The sequence below is a fragment of the Microvirga aerophila genome, assembly GCF_003332305.1.
In the GTDB taxonomy this organism is placed as follows: Bacteria; Pseudomonadota; Alphaproteobacteria; order Rhizobiales; family Beijerinckiaceae; genus Microvirga; species Microvirga aerophila.
Genome location: NZ_QOIO01000014.1, coordinates 46,456 through 65,124, shown reverse-complemented (window position 1 = coordinate 65,124; position 18,669 = coordinate 46,456). Strand labels below are relative to the sequence as shown.

Here is an 18,669-nt window from a genome sequence, read left to right as displayed (position 1 = left end):
TGAGAAAGTTGACGGGCGCCCCCTGCCTCCGGCGCGGGAAGGGGCATGGGGATCGCGCCACTGTGTCGAAATGTCGGAATCAAGCAATCTGGAAGCCAGAACGGCTTTCCCGAATGCGTCTGCTTGCGCGTCGCACAACTATACCTCTCAGGTCCTTTCTCTTAAGCGACGCCAGTCCATTCTGTATGTGACCTCGGAGATCGCGGATTACGTGAAGGCGGGCGGCCTTGGTGAGGTCTCTGCCGCTCTGCCGAGAGCGCTTCGGAGCCATTACGATGTCCGGATTCTCGTTCCCGGTTATCGCCAGCTTCTATCCAAAATCGGAAACGTCGAACAGATCGGGCAGCCTCCGGGATTCCGGCCTGTGGGCTCGGGCGCGCGATCACTGCGGACGGTCTGACCATTTATATTCTTCTCTGCCCGGAACTCTATGATCGGGAGGGCACCCCTTACGGGGACGATTGCGGTGTTGACTGGAGCGACAACGACATCCGCTTTGCGCGCCTCGGTTTGGCGGCTGCGGATATCGCCTGCGGGTCCGGCGATCCCCTGTGGCGAGCTGATCTCCTACACCTCAATGACTGGCCATCCGGCCTTGCTGCCGCGTATCTCGCGTGGCGTGGACGGCAGATTCCGACCATCCTGACCGTTCACAACTTGGCCTACCAAGGGCTCTTCGATCGTAGCCGCCTGCCGCATCTCGGCATTCCTGACGCAGCCTTTCAGATCAACGGTGTAGAATTTCACGGCAAGCTTTCCTTCCTCAAGGCCGGCATCTTCTACTCGTCGCACATCACGACAGTCAGCTCGACCTACGCGGAGGAGATCACGAGGCCGGAATTCGGATGCGGCCTCGACGGGCTCCTCAGAACCCGGGCGGGGGAAGGGCGGCTTGATGGGATCGTCAATGGCATCGACGAAAGCTGGGACCCGAGCAAGGACCCCTATCTCGTCAGCCCCTTCTCGGCGAACAACTGGCGTGGCAAGCGCGCCAACGCCAACGATGTCCGAAAGAGTTTCGGGCTTGCGGTCTCTCGCGGGCCGCTCTTTGCCGTCGTATCCCGGCTGGTTCATCAAAAGGGCGTCGATCTCACCATTGCGGCTGCCGAGAGCATCGTTTCACAGGGAGGGCAGGTGGCCGTCACCGGGCGAGGCGAGGCGAGGCTGGAGTATGCCTCGCAAGCGCTGGCAGAACGGCACTCGGGATCGATCGGGGTCAAGATCGGATATGATGAGGCGGATGCTCGCCGCATGTACGCGGGCAGCGATTTTCTTCTCATGCCATCACGTTTTGAGCCATGCGGCTTGAGCCAAATGTATGCCCAGAGATTCGGGTCCCTGCCAATCGCCCATAGGACAGGTGGGCTCGCCGATACGATCGAGGACGGAATCAACGGTTTCCTGTTCGGTGAACACTCGCTGCATCGATTTTTAGACGCAATCCGGCGGGGACTTGAAACATTTGGATCCAAGTCGCGACTGACGGCCATGCGCTGGGCCGCGATGAGCCGACCTGAAGGGTGGGATCGTTCTGCGGCCAAGTATCAGGATGTTTATAGCCGCGCTTGCCAGACGGCAGCAATTGCAGCCTGAGAAGGGTTGATACACGCTTGGTTCAGGTACTAGTGACCGCTAGGTGCATAAGAGACATGCGCCTAGCGGGCTCCGCCTGGGTTGAATTCCAGACAATCGTTAATAACCTCAGTTATTGCACTGAATAAGACTGCGGAATCGTAATCCGCGGCACTCGATGGAAACGCCAAAGGAGGTTCGATTTCAGGAATATTAAGGAAATATATGATGAAATTTCTATCTTTTTTCGACGGCAAGATTGCCGACGCCTTCAGCAGCCTCCGCCGTACCCTCGGGCTTCTGTCTGAAAATGAGGCCGACCGCGCATATCTCGCGGAAGCTCAAGACCGAGTCGACCTCGAAAGGCGAATGCGCGAACTTGATCACCCGCGTCGGTCCTCGGGTTTGTCCTTCGGCTATAGCTGGAACGCCTGAAACCCGCCTCTTCGTAGAAGACGCAGAACTTGCCGTATCTTCATGCCGAACGAACGTGGATTCAAAGCCTCCGTCTCGACATAACGGCCGGACTTTGCGCAGCTGATCGGGTCAAAGTCGGTCAATCATCGATTGCGTAATGAGGCAGACGCCCTTGTCGGTTCGGCGAAACCGGCGGGCGTCCTCCTCCGGATCCTCTCCAACCACCAAACCTTCCGGTATCGCGACGCCTCGGTCGATCACCACCTTGCTGAGGCGGGCGTGACGGCCAATCGTGACATAGGGAAGAACCACCGCATGGGTAAGCAGCGAGTAGGAGCGCGCGTGGACTCCGGTAAACAGCAGAGACTTGTCGATCCGTGATCCGGACACGATACAGCCGCCGCTAACGAGAGAGCTTGTTGCCGAACCTCGCCGGTTTTCCTCATCGTGAATAAATTTCGCCGGCGGCGTCAGCTCACTATACGTCCAGATCGGCCAGTCACGATCATAAAGGTCGAGGGCAGGAACAAAGTCGGTCAAGTCGACATTGGCCTCCCAGAACGCGTCCACGGTTCCGACATCCCGCCAATAGGGCTCAACCTCAGCCCCTGAGCGTACGCAGCTATCAGAGAAGCGGTGCGCCACCGCCTTTCCGTCTCGAACGATTGCCGGGATGAGATCCTTGCCGAAGTCGTGGCTCGAATTGGGATCGTTCTCGTCCTTGCGCAACAGGTCGACCAGGAATCTCGTCTGGAAGACGTAGATTCCCATGCTGGCGAGCGCGAGGCCGGGATTGCCGGGCAGGGGCGGTGGATCAGCCGGTTTTTCGAGAAACGAAATGATGCGGCCGCTCTCGTCGACGCCCATGACGCCAAAGGCGCTCGCTTCATGGCGCGGTACATCAAGGCAGCCCACTGTTACGTCGGCCCCGCTTTGCACGTGCTGCTGCAGCATGAGCTCGTAATCCATTTTATACACGTGGTCTCCTGCCAGGATCACAATGTATTCCGGGCCATAACCTTCAATGATATCGATGTTCTGGGTAACGGCATCTGCCGTGCCTAGGTACCACTTGTCCTCGGCAATCCGCTGCGAGGCGGGCAGAATGTCAAAGCCCTCGTTGCGCTCGACACGAAGGAAGTTCCAGCCTCTGTTCAGATGCCGGATCAGACTGTGAGCTTTGTACTGCGTCGCAACGCAAATACGCCGGATTCCAGAATTGAGAGCATTGGAGAGGGCAAAGTCGATGATGCGGCATTTTCCGCCAAAATAGACCGCCGGTTTGGCGCGCCTGTCGGTCAGCTCCATCAGCCGACTGCCTCTGCCCCCGGCCAAGACGAACGCCATGGAGCAGCGCGCGAGGTTGCCTGAAGCTCTCTCTGCCTTGGTGAAAACTCTCTCTTCTCTTGTCATGATTCTCTCCCTCGGCAGCACGTGGCGCGGGCCTTCGGCTTGTGAACTCGCGCCAAGCGCACAGCAGGATTTCGTTCTTCTTTTAAGACAAGTCCTATCGGCAACTTTTGGTACCAGAACTATACTGATCGCCGCATCATAATTGCTGCGCCATCGCCAGGGCTATCGACCATGCAAGGCCTCGGGCTGCTTAGGATCAATCCGCCGAAACGCGAGAGGCGCCCGAGGAATGCCTCGGGCGCAATTATTCAACGAGGCGATGACCAGCCCTTATACTGCGCCACGTTATCACGTGTGATCAGGGTTGACGGCATGAGGATCATCGCGTTCTCAGGCTTCTTGCCATTCATGATGTCATAGCCGATTGCGACAGCCTGTTGCGCCATGGCCCATGGGTCCTGACTTGCCGAAGCAACAATGCTCGTATCGCTTTTCAGCGCCGACTCCATGTCGGGTGCGCCGTCGACGGACGTGATGACAAGGTTCTTGCGGTTGAGCTGCTTAGCCGCGAGATCCGAGCCGATGGCCTGCGGGTCATTGATCGTGAATACGCCCGCGATATCTTGGAAACGAGTCAGATGACCCTGCATGACTCTGAGCCCGCCTTCACGATCGCCTTTTCCGTCCTGGTCGTCGGACAGCACTTTGATGTTGGGGCTCTTTGCGAGAACTTCCTTACACCCTTTGACCCGATCGGTGACGGCTGAAACCTGAGGTCCGTTCTGGATAATGACGTTGCCTTTCCCGCCGATCTTGTCGGCCAAGTATTGGCATGCGATCTGACCTGCCTGCACATTATTGGTTTGAACAGTGGCATCGGCCCCGGCGGCCGCGACGTCAACAGCCACGACCACGATGCCCGCCTGTTGTGCGCGCTTCACCGCAGAAATGATGGCTTTCGGGTCGGTGGCGTTGAGCAGGATCATGTCCACGCCAGACGCAATGAAGTTGTCAATGTGACTGAACTGCTTGTTCAGGTCATAGTCGGCCGAGGTCGCCGTAACCTTCACGTTCGGGTTTATCTCCTTGGCCTTCGCCTCAGCTCCCTTGGAGAGGGCAACGAAGAAGGGATTGCCCAGAGAGCCGAGCGTGATCCCGATGGACTTGAGTTCTTTCGCCGACGCTGCGCTCGTTGCCAATGCCAACGCGGCTCCTGCAACCAACAACTTTCTCAACATTGGACGTAGCCTCCCTGACCCTCTGTCGAGCTCTTCCGGCGGTGGGCCAGCCTTCCGCCGGTAGCTGCCGTTACCCGGCCCGATGCCAAGATGGCGTGGCCGCGTTCTTACGTGCGGGCGCTGCCCTGAAGGCGATAGCGATCAAGCGTCACCGCACCGATGATTACCAAGCCCTTGATGATGAACTGCCAGATGTCGGAAACGCCAAGCAGGATCAGCCCATTGGACAGAACGGCGATGATGAGGGCGCCGATCAGGGTGCCCCATATGGTGCCGATGCCGCCCACGAAGCTCGTTCCTCCCAGGATGACCGCCGCAATCGCATCGAGTTCATAGGCCTGTCCCAGTTGAAGGCCGTTGGCAGCATATAGCCGCGCCACCGACATCACTCCGCCCAATCCGGAAAGGAAACCTGAGACGCAATAGACGAAAAGCAGGACCGACCAGACCTTGATGCCTGACAGCCGTGCTGCCGTCGGGTTTCCGCCGACCGCGTAGATCCTCACGCCAAGAACCGTCCGACGAAGGATCAACCAGGAGACCACCACGACCATGAGAGCGATCACGGCAAGCCAAGGCACGACACCGAAGAGGGACGCATTTCCAATGAAGTCAAAGGGCAGCTCAGGATTGAAGACTGTGGTGTCTCCACCCATGAGACGAGCTATCCCGCGCACAGCCGTAAGGGAGCCCAGTGTCACGATGAAAGGCGGTAGTTTGAGGAAAGCCACCAGCGCTCCGTTCAGGAAGCCGAAGAACAAACCCGCCAAGATCCCGGCAGGAATGCCCAGGAGGCCCCATCCGGGGATCAGGGACGCAGTGACGCTGGCCATGGCCGATGCGGCTAGGATAGAGCCGACGGAGAGGTCGATGCCGCCAGTGAGGATCACGAAGGTCATCCCAGCGGCGAGCACTGTGTTGATCGAGGCTTGCTGAGCGACGATCGAGATGTTCTGCGCCGTGAAGAAACGTCCGTCGGTCATGTAGTTGAAACCGATGCAGATGATGATCAGGACCGGCAGCATGCCGGCAGCTTGGACGATGCTCCGCCATTGGACTTGCCGCGCGGAGAGCCCGGAGCCTATTGCGGTACTCGGCGTATCCGGGGCACCTGATTCCAACGTCCTGTTGTCCGTCATCTAGGCTCTCCTCCGCGTTCTTTCCGCTTGATCAGGCTGCAGCTCCGGCCGCATATGTCATGATATTCTCCTGCGTGACCGCCCGCCCGCTCTGCCCGCCGACTTCTCCCTGAATCTGCCCCTCTCGCATGACCAGGACCCGGTCACATATGCCGATGATTTCAGGTAGTTCACTTGAAATAACCACAATGCCGATGCCCCGCGCGGCGAGCTCATCGATGATACGGTAGATCTCAGATTTTGCGCCGATATCGACCCCGCGAGTAGGCTCGTCGAGGATTAAAACCTTGGGACCGATCTCGAGCCAACGTGACAGGAGGACCTTCTGCTGATTGCCCCCGGATAGACTGCCGACCGTAACGATTGGGCTTGCAGCCCGAACACGAAGCGCCTTGAAGGCATTTTCGGCGCGTCGACGGGCGGCTGCGAGATTCAGGATACCGCCACGATGGGCGTCACGGTGAAGCACGCCCAGGTTGATATTCTCACCGCAGCTCATATCCAGAAACAAGCCGAGCGCCTTTCTGTCTTCAGTCAGATAGGCAATCCCCAGGTTCAAGGCGTCTTGCGGTTCGGTGATGCTGACCGGCCGTCCGTCAAGAAGGACCTCTCCCCCAGTCCGCCCATCCGCGCCGAAGATAAGGCGCGCCAACTCGGTCCGGCCGGAGCCCACAAGACCAGCGATGCCAAGCACCTCGCCCTGATGAACCTGAAAGCTGCATGGCTTTACCCGCCGTCCGCCGTCGGTGATGTCCCGGACTTCGAGGATCACGGGCCCACGGCTGAAATGTGGATCGTGTTCCTTTTTATAAAACGTGGACAGGTCACGTCCGACCATCATCTTGACCAGCGCCTCGGCGCTGATTTCCTCACGCTCGAGGGTGCCGACATACGTGCCGTCCCGCAGCACCGACACGCGGTCCGACAGGTCATACACCTCGGCCATGCGGTGACTGATGTAGATAAGAGCTATGCCTTCGGATCGGAGCTGCCGCACCAGCGTAAACAGGCGCTCCGACTCGCGCGAGGACAGCGCCGTTGTCGGCTCGTCCAGAACCAGGATCTTGGACTTGGCATGCAATGCGCGAGCAATCTCAACAAGTTGCTGCTCAGCGATCGAAAGAGTGCCCACGCGTGTTTCCGGACCAAACGGCGCGCCGAGGCGCTGCAGGACCGGACGGCATTGCTCATTCATGGACCTTCGGTCCACGAAGCCGCGGCGTTGAAGCTCGTCGCCCAAAAACATATTTTCGGCAACGGTCAGATTGGGCGCGAGAGACAGCTCCTGATAGATGATCGCTATGCCATGGCGTTTAGCCGCGATGGGATCGCTAATGTCGACATGCTGTCCGTTGATCAGGATCTCTGCTCCGGCATCGGGCTGGTACGCGCCTGACAGGATCTTCATAAGAGTCGACTTACCGGCGCCGTTTTCTCCCATCAACGCCAATACCTCGCCCCCCCATGCCTTGAGATGAACTCCGTCCAGCGCCTTTACGCCTGGAAAGGTCTTGGAAACGTTCCGCATCTCCAGGGTTGGCGTTGGCCTGGATTGGGGCTCCGGCATCATGTTTCCTCCATCTATATTCTCTGCACTTGGCGGCAGATTAAGCGTGGATTTGCAGTGCGTAGCTTTGCGATTTTGCGGTTTCGATCAGAAGGTCGAAGTCTCAAGCTTCCTATGAATTATTGCGCTCTCCCGCGGGATTGCCATAGTGAGTATGTTGTAACACTGGAAGCATCTAGCTGGCCTTCCGCCCTCGCGATGTTGGCACAAACGCTGATCGATGGAGTGAGTCCAGTCGATCGCCATTCCTCCGCTTGTCACGAAGCGCGAGCATAGCGTTGTTTGACTGGAAAGTACCTTCGCTGACCGGGCGGCGAAGGCCGCCTGCCTCTTAAGGTTAGTGTAGGCTTTTTAGCGGTACCTCCAATTAGCAAAGAACTCATTCGTCTTCAGAGAACCGGATTTCGTGTCGCTAGCTGAACGCGATATGCTAGAGCAACAGCCAGGATGCCGACTGTTGCTATATACTGTTCAACGTTACCCTTGGCGGGGCCTCCACCTGCGTCTGCCGAATAAAAGAGCCTTGGCTAAGGCGGCAGCCCGCTGGAGCGAATTCCAGCGTGAGTTGATTGATGAGCCCGCTGCTGCTTACGATCGCCGCAGGCCGGCCATGGACTCGAGCACGGTGCAGACGGACGCCGTGTCTTGTTTCTCCTGTCCGTTCGCAAGCGCCGCGCGGTAGACAGTTTCAGTAGCCGTAAAAATAGGAGTGGGGCATCCAATCTGACGTGCGAACTCGCCGATGACCTGCATGTCCTTTTGCCAAAGGCCGATTGACATGGTCGCGGGTTCATAGCGTCGTTGGGCCATGAGTGGGGCCCGCAGTTCGAAGATGCGGGAGTTGCCCGCCCCAGCTGACACCAAGTCGATGATCTGCTGAGGATCTAGGCCGGCTTTCATTCCGAGGACCATGGCTTCCGCACTGGCGACGTTGTTGATCGCGACAAGAAGATTGGCAACGAACTTTATCTTCATGCCATTGCCGAATTCGCCGACGTTATGTGCGAGACGGCTGAAGTCCGCGAAAATATCACGAAGGTCCTCGATACGCTCTGGGTCCCCGCTCGCATAGACCACGAGGTCTCGCGTGGCAGCTTGGGCGCCAGTACCACTCAAGGGACAGTCGAGCATCGTGTGCCCTGCTTCACGCAAGGCCGATTCCGCCTTCGACTTGTCTTCGAGCGTGAGCGTACTCATTTCCGCAACAAGTAGCTCTTTCGAATTGCTGTCGGCGATCTCCCGCACGACCGCATGCAGCGCCGCCGCGCTAGGCAGGCTTGTGAGAATCCTGTCTGTCTCCGCCGCCACTGCGGCCGGACTATCGACGATTTTGACCCCAGCTGCCCGCGCTTCATCAACACGTTGAGAGCTCGGGTCGTACCCGACGACCGCCCAGCCACGCTCTGCCAGATTTCGAGCGACCGCTCCGCCCATTGTTCCAAGCCCGACAACGCCAACCCGGCCCTTGTTTTCAGCCATGATGTTTCTCTAAAAGTTTTGAAAAGTTTCTGAGGAACGGAAGCAAGAACGAGAATCTGGTTCTTGCTTCCACATGTTCCGGCTTGTCAGCTTGCTTGGCGGGTCTCTTGCTCGGCAGCCCGGCGCGGCATTTTCACGACGACCTTGATGGCGTCGTCAACGCGGTCGCGGGCATAACGCAATGCGGTTGGAAGATCCTCCATCATGAAGGTGTGCGTGTGAATCTTCGTCGCGTCGAAGCGTTTGTCCGCCATGAAGGCTTGCGCCCGATGGGTGGCGCTGCGGCCTTCGCCTCGGATGCCGTAGATGTAGATGTTGTTGCGCACGAGGTGGGCCACGTCGATCAGAGCAGGATCGTGCGGGAACGCCGCCAAGCACATCTTGCCTCCACGGTTGAGCATGCGGCCCGCTTCGTTGATGGCGTTCGGGGCGCCGGAGCACTCAAGAACATAGTCAACGCCCTTTCCGCCGTTGAGCCTCCGTACAGCTTCGACCGGATCCTCACGTGTGACGTTGACCACATGGTCCGCACCTAACTCCAGGCCCGTCTTGAGGCGATTGTCGCGGGTGCCGGTGAGGATCACCCGGGACGCGCCAAGTGATTTGGCGACTGCTACGCCCAAAAGACCGATTGGCCCTGGTCCGATCACCACGATGCTCTCGCCGGCGATCAGCCCTCCAAGCTCGGTTAGGCCATACATCGAGGTTCCAGCCGTCACGACGAGGGTTGCCTCCTCATCGCTCATATCGTCCGCAAGCTTAGTTAGGGTATTGATATTGTTGATCGCGAATTCCGCGAAGCCGCCATCCGACGTGAAGCCGTTCGCGCGATGCCCCTTGTCGACATCACCGTAGTTGAGACCGTAGTTCAGGCACGATGTGTACATGCCCATTCGGCAGCGTTTGCATTGACCGCAACCGGCATGGATCTCGACCGTGACCCGTTCGCCAACCTTGAATTCATCGACGCCTGGTCCGAGCGCCGCGATAGTACCCATATACTCGTGGCCAGGGGTGAAGTCTTTATTGAAGGGCAGGCCCCCTTGTATCAGAGCCGGAGGACCGCTGCTGATCACGTCCAGGTCGGTCGCGCAGATCGCGATAGCATCGACCCGCACGAGAACCTCGGCTTTTTTGGGAACGGGCACCTTTTTCTCGATGAGACGAAGCTCACCAGGGTCGCCAAGAACCCACGCCTTCATGGTTTCGGGAACGAGCAGGATAGGGTCGGTCTTCACACCTGGGTGAGCGTACATGGACGGGTTCCAAATTTAAAAAGGAAAACGGGTCAGGCAGCCTTCTGCAGCCGAATTTCGTCAGGAACGGGCAGGGGAGCGTTGTCGCTCTGTTTGAACTCGACAGTCGTGAAGAGAAGCTCGGTATCGCCGATATTCTCGACGCTGTGCAGGAGATACTCTCCGGCCCCGTAATGCATATGTTTCGTGTCGCCTGGAAAATGCTTCACGTCGACGATACGGCCGTCCTCGAAGTATCCCCGTGCGGTCCCATGGGTATGGCAAGTCCAGAAATAATCGAGGACATGCCGGTGAAAATTGCAACGTTTTCCAGGGGGCAGGCGAAGGTGCCAGACGCGGACGCGATCCGTCTCAGACACGAGGACGCTCCCGACGCAGGCGTTGAACCGGTTGGCCTCGATGTCGTCTTGAAGCTCCTTCGGCCAGTGCGCGCGCGGGCTTTCCATCTTGGTCATTCTCTCCTCCCTTCAAAAGATGATGATCGTGTTGTCAGGGTATAAGGATCGTCGATCCGCTCGTATGGCCGCTTTCGAGATCCAGATGGGCTTTCCCCGCGTCGGCGAGAGCATACCTCTGACCGATCGTGGGTTTCAGAACCCCCTTCCCAACGAGGTCGAAAACAGCCCCGGCGGAAGCCGCGTAGTCCTCCGGCGCACTGCAATAGTGCACGAGCGTCGGACGAGTGAAGTAGAGGGAGCCCTTCTTCTGCAGGAGCGAGGCCTCGACTGCAGGAGGAGGGCCAGATGTTGCGCCAAAAGATACGAAAACGCCGCGGACTGCCAGGCATTCGATGGTCGTGTCGAACGTTGCCTTTCCGACAGAGTCGAAGGCCACCGAGGCGCCTCTTCCGCCCGTTATTTCTTTAACCTGCGAGACGATATCGTCGCGATTCCGGTCAAGCACAGCGAAATAGCCGCTGCTGCGGGCCCGCCGGCACTTCTCCTCGCCTGCAGCGACGCCGATAAGGTTGACGCCGAGGTGCTGAGCCCATTGGCCAGCCAGGAGGCCGATGCCACCGGCCGCGGCATACATGAGTGCGAAGTCGCCCGGGCGCAGCTGCACAGATCTGTTGAGGAGGTACTCGACCGTCATTCCCTTGAGAAGAACTGCGGCCGCATCCTCGTCCGAAACCCCATCCGGAATTCCGACGAGGCGCGTTGCGGGAACAATCCGTAGATCCGCATAGGCTCCAGGCTCGCCGCCCTGGTAGGCAACCCGATCTCCCGGACGAAGAGATGTCACGCCTTCTCCGACAGCTTCGATCACGCCGGCAGCCTCGCTGCCGCAGCCGCTGGGCATTGCCAGCGGATAGGCGCCGGACCGGTGGTAGACGTCAAGGAAGTTCAAGCCACAAGCGGTTTGCCGGAGGAGAACTTGCCCCGGCCCGGGAGCGCCGATATCGACCTCCTGGAGTTTAAGGACGTCAGGACCGCCTTGGGTTTCCATGCGTATTGCGTGAGCTATCACTCTTCGGTCTCCTGGAATCAGGCTATAACGGACAAATTTTCGAGGGCGTTGAGCACACGACGTCGGGAGCTTTCGATGTGGTCGCGGGCCAAAGCCACGGCTTGGCGCTTATCGCGCTTCTGTATCGCATCGATAATAGTACTATGTTCTGCAACGAAGTCCGCGAGACTGAGTTCGTCGCTGCTCGTCACGCTGACATAGGTCAGGCGCTCGTAAAGCTCTATCGTCTCACATGCAGAACGGGCCAGCCGAGAGTTTCCACAGTTCGTAGCAATGGAAGCGTGAAAGGCGGTGTTGTACTCGATCCACTCTGAGAGCTCGATCGGCGAAGGCACGGTTCGGAACTCGTCGAGCGCCGAAAGCGTCTGGTCCGAGGCCGCATCGATCAGTCTGACGATGCACTCCCGCTCGAGAATCTGCCGCATTTCGTACAGCTCGCGGGAATCGGCGAGTGAGATGCGCCTCACACGGTATCCCTTGCGCGGCATCACCTCGACCAAATTCTGTTCTTCCAGCTTCAGCAATGCGTCTCGTACAGGCGATTTGCTGACCTGAAACTGCTCGGCAAGCTGGCGTTCCTGGAGCTGTACGCCTGGGCGCAGGCTGCACGACAGGATCGCTGCCCGGAGCTGCTGATAAACACTCGTCCGTGCAAGGAGAGGGGATTCTTCAGCCCTGTCGAGCACTCGTTCAGCCTTCCTTGTAGAAATCCTTTAGCGAGGACCTTGTATGCGACTGATATTTCAGATGGCTATAAACCGTCAATAAGTAACAGAGGTTCATTAGTCTTTTATCGCCAGAAAGAACAGTTTTGGCCCTAGTTGACTTCACACCTCTTCCTCGTGAAATATCAGTTGGCCACCTGCAGGAGGCTGGCATGACCTGGCGACAAAGAATTTCGGCTACGGTGGGGGGAACCCTGGCTGGAACGATATCGGCGGACGCTGATGGACTGAGCTGCTTACGTCCCTTTTGGCAACGCGGAGACGGGCCAAGACGGTGTGAGTTTGTACCGGCCTTTTGCGACGCTGCTGACACGAGCAGCGGGTTGATTAGAAATTATGATGAAAAGGATCAGGAATGATCATTTCTTCATAAAAACGACCCTGCATAATCTGCCCCTGAAAAGGGACCGAGGAATTCTGCCCTATGCTATCCAGGGCGTTTTTCGGAATCGATCGACTAAACTTCGGCGGGTCGTCGGAGACATCCCAACAAATAGAATGAATTCGGTTTCTGGGAGGAGATCGGGATATGAAAAAGACTCTTCTGGCGTCAGCCGTTGCATTAGCAGCTCTCTCTGTTGGCGCTGCAAGTTCGGCTCAAGCCGACAATATCCGGTTGCGGATTGCCTCGGGGCACCCTGCCGTCAACACATACGTCAATCTCATGCAGACTTTCTTTGTGCCCGAGGTCACGAAAAGAGTTGCTGAACGGACCAGCCACAAGATCGAATTCATCGAGGGTTACGGTGGCTCGATGGTGAAGGTGGCCGACACCCTTGAGGGCGTTCAGTCTGGCATCATCGATATCGGTGGTTTCTGCCTCTGCTTCGAGCCGTCAAACCTGCCTCTTCACGCGTTCCAAGTCATGCTGCCTTTCGGCACCATGAGCGCCCAGTCCAGCGTCAAGCTCGCCCGGGCGGTCTATGATCAAGTTCCGTATATGACCAAGGTCTTCGAGGACAAGTTCGCCCAGAAGCACCTCGCTCTGATTGCTGACAATGGATACAACCTTACGACGACGTTCGAGTGGAATACGGTCGCGGATCTCAAGGGGCGCAAGCTCGCCGGCGCGGGTCTGAACCTGAAATGGCTGGAATTTGCTGGCGCCGTGCCGGTTCAGTCATCATTGCCCGAAGCCTATACGGCGATGCAAACCGGCGTCTACAACGGCTGGATCATGTTCCCGTCCGGAGTCGTGAACTTCAAGATGTACGAAGTCTCGCCGTACTATACCGAGATCGGGTTCGGGTCGATCACCTGGCATGCCCTCACCATTAATCGCAATCGGTTCAATCGCCTGCCGAAGGAAGTTCAGGACATCATCGTCGAGGTCGCTCGCGAATACGAGGCAAAGACCGGGACAGTCAACGACGAGAACTATCCCAAGCAGATCGAGCAGCTGAAAGAACTTGGCGCAAAGGTGAAGACCCTGCCTGAGAGCGTACGGGCCGACTGGGCGAACTCCCTCAAGGATTGGCCCAAGGAGAAGGCTGCGGAGCTGGACAAGGCAGGCCTGCCCGGTACGCAGGTGCTGGAACTCACATTGGGCGAAGCCGAGAAGCTCGGCCACAAATGGCCTATCCGTTATCAACTGAAGTAGAAACCCGAACATCGACCTCTTGCCCGGGGCCACGTGGCCCCGGGCTCACTCTGAGCACGCGGTCAAAAGGTTCATGCCAATGATAGGAAGAGGTCTCGACTGGATTTCCAAGGCGCTGCTGGTGCTGGCGTCGATCCTCGCCTTTCTGCTCTGCTTCGTCGTGGTTGGCGACGTCATCGGCAGAGTTGTGTTCAACCGGCCGCTCCAAGGCACACCTGAACTCGTATCGAGTTCAATCGTCATTATCTGCTACCTGACCGGCGTCTACGCGATCTTGAGCAATGGGATGATGCACGTCGATGCGCTGACAGTTCACCTTCCCGTCCGCGTGCAAGCGGCGCTCGCCGTAATCTCCTGCCTTCTCGGGGTTTTGCTGTTTGGCCTTATTTTCTGGGGCAGCATCGATGGTTTCATGCATGCCTTTGAAACCAGTGAATACGAAGGGGAGGGCGCACTACGGGTTCCGGTATGGCCAGTTCGATTTGCGGTTCTGGCTGGAAGCGGGCTCGCGATGCTCGCCTACCTCCTGCTCGCCGCACGTCAGATCAACGCGGCCCGGCACAATGAAGTTATCGCGATCGGCTCCTCGCACTGAACGGATCATTATTTATGTTCGACCCATCACAAATGATGATCATCGTCGGGGTGCTGCTGGCCCTGGTGCTATTTGGCACTCATATCGCAGTTGCGCTCGGGATCACTTCGGCGCTCGGCATCTATCTCATGCAGGAAGATATCGAGGTCGTACGAAGCTTCATTTCGAATACGGCTTATGAGGGAATTCGCGACTACATCTTTGCGGTCATCCCGCTCTTCATTCTTATGGGTGAGTTTCTCGCAAAGTCGGGAGCAGCGCGCGACCTCTTTAACCTTGTAAATCGTCTCACGAAATGGCTCCCTGGCCGCCTCGGCGTTGCGACTGTGCTAGCCAATGCTGTTTTCGCATTCGTGTCCGGGGTCAGCATTGCGGCAGCGGCTACATTCTCCCGCATTGCCTACCCTGAGATGAAACGGTTCGGCTATAATCGTCAGTTTTCGCTTGCCTGCATCGCTGGCAGCGCCTGTCTCGGCATGCTCATTCCCCCGTCCGTCCTGATGATCGTGTGGGGCGTCTTGACCGAGCAGTCGATCGGAAGCCTTTTCATGGCAGGCGTCGTGCCAGGAATGGTGGTGGTGGTCGTCTATAGCGCCTACATAATCGGAACGGCAATCCTGCGGCCGGAAATCGTGGGCGAGCGCAAGGTACCGCTCGCGACTTTGACGGCAAATCCTGGTGTTAGCCATGAAGATGAAGGGCTTGGCGAAACTCTCTTCGGCACGCTTCTGGTGGTTGCCCTCGTGTGTGGCGTTCTTGGAGGCATCTGGTTCGGATTCTTCACGCCAACGGAAGGAGCGGGTGTCGGCGCGGTTGCAGCCCTTGGGATCGCGTTGATCAGAGGAATGAGGCTTCGGGAGATCTTCGACGTCATCCTTTCGGCCGGGCGTTCCTCTGCCCCGCTTCTCCTGCTGCTGGTCATGGCGCAGCTTTATTCCCGCGTGCTGTCGATGACCGGCATCACCGGAGCCGTACAGGCGGCTTTGCTTGACACGGGTCTCCCACCGATCGCCATTCTCGGAATCATGATCCTGATCTGGTTCGTTCTCGGTTGTATCATTGACTCGATTTCGATCATCCTTCTGACCGTGCCGGTTTTTGCGCCTGTCGCCGCAAGCCTTGGATATGATCCGCTTGCCTTTGCGATTATCGGCATTCTCGCCATCGAGACGGGTCTCCTGACGCCGCCATTTGGAATCCTAGTATTCACGGTGAAGGCAGCATTGCCTCAGGAGAACGTGTCGGTCGGCGAAATTTTTCGTGGGTCGGTTCCGTTCTGGATCTGCCTGTTGGCCGTCATTGGCGCGATCATCGCTTTCCCGCAACTAGCCACTTGGCTTCCTAACCTTGGTAAGGTCTGAGGAGAATTTCATGCCTGCTTATTGGGTAGCGCGTTCGCGTATCAATGACCCGGTCGAGTACAAAAAGTATACGGACAGAGTTCCGGGCATCATTTCTCAATACGGTGGCAAGGTGCTTGCCCGGGGTGGCCCGTTCAAGATCCTCGAGGGCCCCGAAACCTTCCATCGCTTCGTGGTAATCGAATTTCCGTCTCTTGCAGCGGCAGAGGAGTGCCATCGCTCGGATGCCTATCAGGAAGCTTCGGCGTTCCGGAAAGGCGGCGCAGGACAGGTTGAGTTGATTATCGTGGAAGGTGGCGACGCCACGACCTGAGCATCCATATATCTCGGCGGTATAGCTAACTCTCGAAAGTACCACGCATGCCTAAGACGAACTTTTCAGGGGTTCTTGTCCCCGCCATCACACCCTTCGACGCCCAACTGGAGCCGGACGGGACGCTGTTCCACGCCCTGTGCCGATGGCTGCTCGCTCAAGGGGCAAACGGCCTCGCAGTTTTTGGCACCACCAGCGAAGCAAACTCGTTGTCCCTGGGCGAACGCAAGCGCTTGCTCGAGGGGCTCGTCGAGAGCGGCATCGATCCTTCCGTGCTCCTGCCGGGTACCGGACAGCCCGCGCTCCCGGATGCGGTGGAGTTGACGAGGCACGCTGTGTCCCTCGGATGCGGCGGTGTGCTGATGCTGCCCCCATACTACTACAAGCCTGTATCGGTCGATGGTCTGTTCGCTTTCTATTCCGAGGTCATCGAACGGGTGGGGTCCTCCGACTTGGGCCTTTGGCTCTACCACATCCCTCAGATGACTGGCGTTGGGATCCCGCTCGACCTCATCGAGCGCCTGATCAAACGCTACCCGGACACGGTGCTCGGCATCAAGGACAGCTCAGGCGACTGGTCCAACACCGAGGCGATGCTCACGCATTTTCCCGGCTTCCGTATCTTCCCCAGTTCCGAGGGCGTCCTGCTGAAGGCTCTCCGCCTGGGAGCCGCCGGTTGCATCACTGCATCGGGCAACATCAACGCATCGGCGATCCGTAAGCTGATCGATAACTGGACGTCTCCGGAAGCCGAGGAAATGCAGAAGTCCGTTGCGGCCATTCGCAACATCTTTTCGTCCTATCCGCTCATTCCAGCCGCCAAGGCAGTTCTCTCCACGGCTCTTTTTGAGCCGGGTCTCGCGACATTGCGGCCTCCATTAACAGCCCTGACCGAGGCTCAGACCGCGGAGCTGATGAGAAGGCTCACAGACGCAGGGCATGCCTTTGCACCCGGCCACCTCAAGGACTCGGTTCCACCCGCCATTGCGGCGGCGCAATAACTATCCCGCGGGACGGACGAGCCGCAATCAATCTGTTCAAGGAGAGGAGCACGCTATGGCGCTTAGCGACCGCATTCCCTATCAAGCCTCCGTCGACCGCCCTTTGCTTCAGCTGCCCAACGGGACCCGTCTGGCCGTATGGGTTTGCCTGAACGTAGAGGAATGGCGGATTGAAGGTTCCATGCCACGCACCGTGCTGTCGCCGCCGATGGGACAACCGCTGCTTCCGGACGTTCCCAATTGGTCTTGGCATGAATACGGAATGCGGGCCGGCTTTTGGCGGCATTTCGAGGCGCTGACCAAACGCAATATTCCCACCACCCTCGCCATTAATGGCAACGTCTGCAATTCGTATCCCCGGGTGGCGGCCGCCGCGCGAGACGCGGGGTTTGAGTTCATGGGCCACGGTTTCCTGCAGGGGCCTATGCATAGAGTTGAAAATCAGCGGGACGCGATCCGGCGCACCGTCGATTCCATCGCCTCCTTTACCGGGCGTCCGCCGCGCTCATGGGAAAGCCCAGGTCTTACAGAAACCGAGGAAACCCTCGACGCGTTGCGCGAGAACGGGATCGAATACGTGGCGGATTGGGTGATCGACGACCTGCCGCAGGAAATCGCCACTCCACACGGCACCATCACGACCGTTCCCTATACGGTCGAGACCAACGACATCGTGGTTTATGCCCTCCAGCACCATGCCTCGGAGCAGTTCCTGAGAACCGGCAAGGACCAGTTCGACCGACTTTATCAGGAGGGCGCCGATAACGCCCGCGTCATGGCGATTTCGCTCCACCCTTACATCACCGGTGTTCCACATCGAATCCGCTACGTCGAGGAGTTACTCGACTACGTGGTCTCGCACGAGGGGGTGGCGCTGATGACCGCGAGTGAAATCGGCGACTGGTACACGGCCGAGATGGCCCGGCATAAACGGTCGGCTGCGTAATACATGAGGCTCTGGGGCAGGGCGACCTCCGTCAACGTCCAGAAAGTTCTCTGGGCTTTGGCTGAGCTGGAACTTGATATCGAGCGCATTGATGCAGGGGGCGCGTATGGCGGCCTCGACACCGATAGCTACGGGGCCAAGAACCCCAACCGTCGTGTTCCAACGCTCGAGGACGATGACCTGGTCTTGTGGGAGTCGAACGTCATCGTACGCTATCTCTCCTCTGCCTACGGCCGGAGAGTCCTGCAGCCGAACGAGCCCAAACAGGCAGCGGTAGCGGACCAGTGGATGGAGTGGATGCAGACCACACTCTCTCCCGTGTTCATCGCGTTGTTCTGGGAGGCGGTCCGCAAGCCGCCGTCACAGCGCAGTGCTGAACGGGTCGCACAGCTAGCCGACGAGGCCGGACGTGCTTACGCCATCCTGGATGCCCGGCTCGCAGACACGCCGTGGCTTGGTGGAGCATCTTTCTCCATGGGCGATATTCCAGCGGGAGCGACCCTCTACCGCTGGTTCACGATGGACATTTCAAGGCCGGATCTTCCGAGGCTCGCGGAGTGGTATGACCGGCTGAGCCGCCGTCCAGCCTACCAGGCCACGGTGATGACAAGCTACGACGCTCTCCGCGGCTTTGATTGAC

At 58.3% G+C, this 18,669-nt stretch carries 17 protein-coding genes and 1 pseudogene; 9 read left to right on the top strand and 9 right to left on the bottom strand.

Annotated elements, in window-relative coordinates; genetic code table 11:
• Positions 1 to 70: 70 nt before the first annotated feature.
• Both glgA and DRB19_RS09820 read left to right on the top strand, forming a co-directional pair.
• Positions 71 to 1,593 (top strand): annotated as a pseudogene (gene glgA / locus DRB19_RS09825) (glycogen synthase GlgA).
• 207 nt (positions 1,594 to 1,800) lie between these two features.
• The gene (locus DRB19_RS09820; protein WP_114185866.1) at positions 1,801 to 2,007 is read left to right on the top strand and encodes a DUF3563 family protein; all 207 of its coding nucleotides are present in this window, start codon (positions 1,801 to 1,803) and stop codon (positions 2,005 to 2,007) included.
• A 111-nt stretch (positions 2,008 to 2,118) separates the two neighbouring features.
• Here the strand turns inward: DRB19_RS09820 and glgC are convergent, their stop codons facing one another.
• The 9 genes from glgC to DRB19_RS09775 form a co-directional block, all read right to left on the bottom strand.
• The gene (glgC, locus tag DRB19_RS09815; protein WP_114185865.1) at positions 2,119 to 3,402 is read right to left on the bottom strand and encodes a glucose-1-phosphate adenylyltransferase; all 1,284 of its coding nucleotides are present in this window, start codon (positions 3,400 to 3,402) and stop codon (positions 2,119 to 2,121) included.
• 248 nt (positions 3,403 to 3,650) lie between these two features.
• Positions 3,651 to 4,580: an ABC transporter substrate-binding protein gene (locus DRB19_RS09810; protein WP_114185864.1), complete on the bottom strand. Its 930-nt coding sequence runs from the start codon at positions 4,578 to 4,580 to the stop codon at positions 3,651 to 3,653.
• Positions 4,581 to 4,687: 107 nt separating this feature from the next.
• Positions 4,688 to 5,719 (bottom strand): ABC transporter permease subunit, encoded by a 1,032-nt coding sequence (locus DRB19_RS09805; protein ID WP_114185863.1) that lies wholly within the window; start codon positions 5,717 to 5,719, stop codon positions 4,688 to 4,690.
• 31 nt (positions 5,720 to 5,750) lie between these two features.
• Positions 5,751 to 7,286, bottom strand: coding sequence for a sugar ABC transporter ATP-binding protein (locus DRB19_RS09800; protein WP_210207460.1), 1,536 nt, complete (start codon positions 7,284 to 7,286; stop codon positions 5,751 to 5,753).
• A 588-nt stretch (positions 7,287 to 7,874) separates the two neighbouring features.
• Complete coding sequence (locus DRB19_RS09795; RefSeq protein ID WP_114185862.1) at positions 7,875 to 8,765, bottom strand: NAD(P)-dependent oxidoreductase; 891 nt, start codon at positions 8,763 to 8,765, stop codon at positions 7,875 to 7,877.
• A gap of 86 nt (positions 8,766 to 8,851) precedes the next feature.
• Positions 8,852 to 10,021: a zinc-dependent alcohol dehydrogenase gene (locus DRB19_RS09790; RefSeq protein ID WP_114185861.1), complete on the bottom strand. Its 1,170-nt coding sequence runs from the start codon at positions 10,019 to 10,021 to the stop codon at positions 8,852 to 8,854.
• Positions 10,022 to 10,053: 32 nt separating this feature from the next.
• The gene (locus DRB19_RS09785; protein WP_114185860.1) at positions 10,054 to 10,476 is read right to left on the bottom strand and encodes a cupin domain-containing protein; all 423 of its coding nucleotides are present in this window, start codon (positions 10,474 to 10,476) and stop codon (positions 10,054 to 10,056) included.
• A 34-nt stretch (positions 10,477 to 10,510) separates the two neighbouring features.
• Complete coding sequence (locus tag DRB19_RS09780) at positions 10,511 to 11,488, bottom strand: quinone oxidoreductase family protein (RefSeq protein ID WP_308494285.1); 978 nt, start codon at positions 11,486 to 11,488, stop codon at positions 10,511 to 10,513.
• Between the two features lie 17 nt (positions 11,489 to 11,505).
• The gene (locus DRB19_RS09775; RefSeq protein WP_114185859.1) at positions 11,506 to 12,174 is read right to left on the bottom strand and encodes a GntR family transcriptional regulator; all 669 of its coding nucleotides are present in this window, start codon (positions 12,172 to 12,174) and stop codon (positions 11,506 to 11,508) included.
• A 568-nt stretch (positions 12,175 to 12,742) separates the two neighbouring features.
• On the opposite strand from DRB19_RS09775, the gene DRB19_RS09770 reads away from it, so the two are divergent.
• From DRB19_RS09770 to DRB19_RS09740, 7 genes are all read left to right on the top strand, one after another.
• Entirely contained in the window at positions 12,743 to 13,813 is a 1,071-nt protein-coding gene (locus DRB19_RS09770) for a C4-dicarboxylate TRAP transporter substrate-binding protein (protein ID WP_114185858.1), read from the top strand.
• 121 nt (positions 13,814 to 13,934) lie between these two features.
• Positions 13,935 to 14,408, top strand: a complete 474-nt coding sequence (locus DRB19_RS09765) for a TRAP transporter small permease subunit (RefSeq protein ID WP_162815638.1) — start codon at positions 13,935 to 13,937, stop codon at positions 14,406 to 14,408.
• 14 nt (positions 14,409 to 14,422) lie between these two features.
• Entirely contained in the window at positions 14,423 to 15,769 is a 1,347-nt protein-coding gene (locus tag DRB19_RS09760) for a TRAP transporter large permease (RefSeq protein WP_114185856.1), read from the top strand.
• A gap of 10 nt (positions 15,770 to 15,779) precedes the next feature.
• Positions 15,780 to 16,082 (top strand): DUF1330 domain-containing protein, encoded by a 303-nt coding sequence (locus DRB19_RS09755; protein ID WP_114185855.1) that lies wholly within the window; start codon positions 15,780 to 15,782, stop codon positions 16,080 to 16,082.
• Positions 16,083 to 16,129: 47 nt separating this feature from the next.
• Entirely contained in the window at positions 16,130 to 17,083 is a 954-nt protein-coding gene (locus DRB19_RS09750) for a dihydrodipicolinate synthase family protein (RefSeq protein ID WP_114185854.1), read from the top strand.
• A 55-nt stretch (positions 17,084 to 17,138) separates the two neighbouring features.
• Positions 17,139 to 18,029 (top strand): polysaccharide deacetylase family protein, encoded by an 891-nt coding sequence (locus DRB19_RS09745; protein WP_114185853.1) that lies wholly within the window; start codon positions 17,139 to 17,141, stop codon positions 18,027 to 18,029.
• Between the two features lie 3 nt (positions 18,030 to 18,032).
• Positions 18,033 to 18,668: a glutathione S-transferase family protein gene (locus tag DRB19_RS09740; protein ID WP_114185852.1), complete on the top strand. Its 636-nt coding sequence runs from the start codon at positions 18,033 to 18,035 to the stop codon at positions 18,666 to 18,668.
• Position 18,669 lies beyond the last annotated feature (1 nt).